Origin of the sequence: Clostridium sp. UBA4548 (assembly GCF_002387895.1) — a bacterium.
In the GTDB taxonomy this organism is placed as follows: Bacteria; Bacillota; Clostridia; order Clostridiales; family Clostridiaceae; genus Clostridium_J.
In genome coordinates, this window is sequence record NZ_DGLI01000035.1 from 1 (window position 1) to 3258 (window position 3258).

The 3258-nt window shown below is 30.5% G+C and carries 2 protein-coding genes and 2 tRNA genes; all 4 read right to left on the reverse strand.

From position 1 onward, the window contains the following. Positions 1-403: 403 nt before the first annotated feature. The 4 genes from B3040_RS13245 to B3040_RS13260 all read right to left on the reverse strand — a co-directional run bounded on the left by B3040_RS13245 (position 404) and on the right by B3040_RS13260 (position 3235). Positions 404-1546, reverse strand: a complete 1143-nt coding sequence (locus B3040_RS13245; RefSeq protein ID WP_291574059.1) for a pyridoxal-phosphate-dependent aminotransferase family protein — start codon at positions 1544-1546, stop codon at positions 404-406. 57 nt (positions 1547-1603) lie between these two features. Continuing rightward, positions 1604-2353 carry a 5'/3'-nucleotidase SurE gene (gene surE, locus B3040_RS13250; RefSeq protein WP_017417241.1) on the reverse strand — a complete coding sequence of 250 codons (750 nt, stop codon included), beginning with the start codon at positions 2351-2353 and terminating at the stop codon, positions 1604-1606. Between the two features lie 724 nt (positions 2354-3077). After that, a tRNA-Ala gene (locus tag B3040_RS13255) sits at positions 3078-3153 on the reverse strand. A gap of 5 nt (positions 3154-3158) precedes the next feature. Continuing rightward, a tRNA-Ile gene (locus tag B3040_RS13260) sits at positions 3159-3235 on the reverse strand. Between the last annotated feature and the right edge of the window lie 23 nt (positions 3236-3258).

Consider the following 3258-nt stretch of genomic DNA (forward strand, 5'->3'; position numbering starts at 1 on the left):
ACACTGTAGCGTTGCCACCATCCGGCGACTTTTATATCTTATCACCTATCAAATCACTTGTCAAGCTTTTTTTGTTTTTGCTTTATTTTAGTGTTTCGCATTGACGACTTGTTTATAATAACATGGATATATACGTATGTATATTGATATAGTTTTAAAATTTCTAATTTATCCTATAATTTCTTTTTATTACACTGTTTTTCTAATTAATTCACATATAGATACACTAGGATGGGTTTATATTCATATTGTACCACCTATGCCTTATTTACCATATTACTATTCTATATTCCTATAGAAATCTGCTGACTTTCTCAATAGGTTTCCAAAACATATTAGGACTTATAATTTACTTATAAGTCCTAATATATTTAAATATTGATATTCTACTAATATTAAGTTACTAATTGTAATAATTATTGAACAGTTGCACTAATGAATGTTTAGAAACATACCCCAAATCTTTTAATGCTAAATCTAAAACATTTAATATATATACTATTTTTTCTATATGAGCATTTTCGCCCATATGACCAATTCTAATAACCTTATTATTTAAATATCCAAAGGATCCTGGCAACAAAACATTATACTTTTCTAGTAAATGACCAATTATCTTCCTAACTTCTATTTGTTCTGGAGGTTCTATCACTGTTACTGTATTAGAATATCCTTGTTTGATATACAGTCTTAATCCATACTCTTCCAAAGATTTTCTAGTAGCATATGCTATTTTTCTATGCCTCTCTATTACCTTTTCAATGCCTTCATCTAAAATATTATCTACTGCTATATTTAATCCCATAATGTCGCTTATAGGCATTGTGTATGGAAACCATTTTTTAGTATAGTATTCTCTCCAGATAGTAAGATTACAATAAAATCCCACAATAGGTGTTTTCCTATTATCCATAACCTTAAAGGCATCTTCACTTATGGATAAAATGGTCAATCCCGGTGGAGCTGAAAAAGCCTTCTGGGACCCACCTAATGCAATATCTACTTTCCATTCATCTACCTTAAGAGTTTCCCCCACCATAGCAGCAACACTATCCACCACAGTTATAATTCCATATTCTTTTAATAGTGGACATATTTTGCTTATATCATTTAGCACACCTGACGGCGTGTCGCAATGAACAACTGTAGCATATTTAAATTGATTATCCTTTTGTAAAAACTCTCTTAACTCTTCAACACATATTTCTTTGGTTCTATCTGATGAAAAATAGACAGGTACTCCACCATAAATTTTCACAAAATCTCCGAATCCTTCTCCAAATATTCCATTATCTATTATTAAAACCCTATCCTTTGGTTCCGTTAGTGAAGCACAAGCTGCCTCCAAACCAAGAATACCTTCTCCACTAAGTATGTACACATCATTGTTTGTATGAATTATTTTACTAATCTTTTCACAAGTATCTTTATAAAAATCATAAAAACTTTCATCTATATCAGGGTTGGTTACCTCAATGGCCCTAGCCAAGCGAACATTTTCTCTAACTTCTGTGGGACCTGGTGTAAAAATATAAGGTTTTCTCATAGCATATCGCTCCTTTAATACAAATACTCAAACTATCACTTTTATTATACTACAAACTTATTCAAACAAATTTGATACTTTACTTAGTATGTTAAAGTTAGTTAAATCATAATGTAATGGTGTTAATGTAATGTAATCTTCTTTTATACATGCTACATCTGAATCTCCTTCATTAGAATCTTCTGGTGTGCCCTTTACTGAGTAACTAGTATGTTCATTTGTAGATTCAACCTCAATAAACACATTTTTGTATTTTCTTTCTCCTATTTTACAAACTTTAATACCTTTTACTCTTTCTTTAGATACAGGTGGAATATTCATATTTAATACTACATCTTCCTTAAGCTCTTCTATATCCACAGTATTAATTATCCTACTAATATAATCCACTCCAATATCAAAACTACTATCACTACCATCACAAGATATAGCTATAGATGGAATCTTCATAATTGAAGCCTCAATAGCTGCTGAAACTGTTCCTGAATATAACACATCTGTGCCTAAATTAAATCCATCATTAATTCCTGATAAAACTAAATCAATTTTACCTTTCACTAATTTTTCTATACCGACTTTAGTACAATCTGCCGGTGTCCCACTAACACTATAGCACTTACACTTCAATCCATTAACTTTTACCTCTTTTATTATTAAAGGTATAGTTAAAGTTATAGAGTGACTACTAGCACTTCTCTGTCTATCCGGTGCTACTAATATTATTTCATGATTATCTTGTAATGATTTAGCTAAAACCTGTATGCCTTTAGCATTTATTCCATCATCATTTGTAATTAATATTCTCATTTAAACCCTCCAATTTTTCTGCATTTTCACTTCAAATAATAACTTGCAATTTGACCTTTCTATCTCTACCTGCTATAGGTAGTTGAAGATTAAAATTTAACCTAGTCATCTTTAACACGCTTTAATGATCCTTTATAAATTCTTCACTTGAGTTCATTACAAACCTTACAAGTTTATATGATACCCCTAAAGTCTTGTTATACTTATTGATAAATTTCTACATAGAATTTATTATCCTCAATAAAAGTTTAATTATATACACTAATATTTCTTTAATGAAAGAAATATTTCAATAGTATATATTAAAAGTTGCTTTATTAAATTTTATCGTATTCTAATAGCCTTGTATAGTGCATTAATTTTGCTAGTCATAGTATAAGGACGTTTCAAAATTCTCATCCATATTTTTATAAAGAAACTATAAGAAAAGCATGTGCTTATACCTCTTTTAATGTAATTATTTTATCCGTATTTTTTTCAGTTCCTTCAATTCCTTTAATACTAGGACTTTTTATGCATTTTCTTAAATCAATAATTGCATTTTCTATATAATAAAAAAAGCATGTAAACACACGCTTCCTATAATTAGTAAAACTTCACATAACTTCTTATGCTTAAGTTCCTAATTTGCAGGCTTTCTTATATTAGAAACCTTTGTTTGATTTCTCCAATTTAAACTAATGTTTTACAAAAAATAAAAAAGCAATCCTAATGGATTGCTTTTTGGTGGAGATAAAGAGATTCGAACTCTTGACCCCCTGCGTGCAAGGCAGGTGCTCTCCCAACTGAGCTATACCCCCAAATATGGTGGACCTTCAGGGACTCGAACCCCGGACCAACCGGTTATGAGCCGGTTGCTCTAACCAACTGAGCTAAAGATCCATATATGACCTGGCGACCACCTA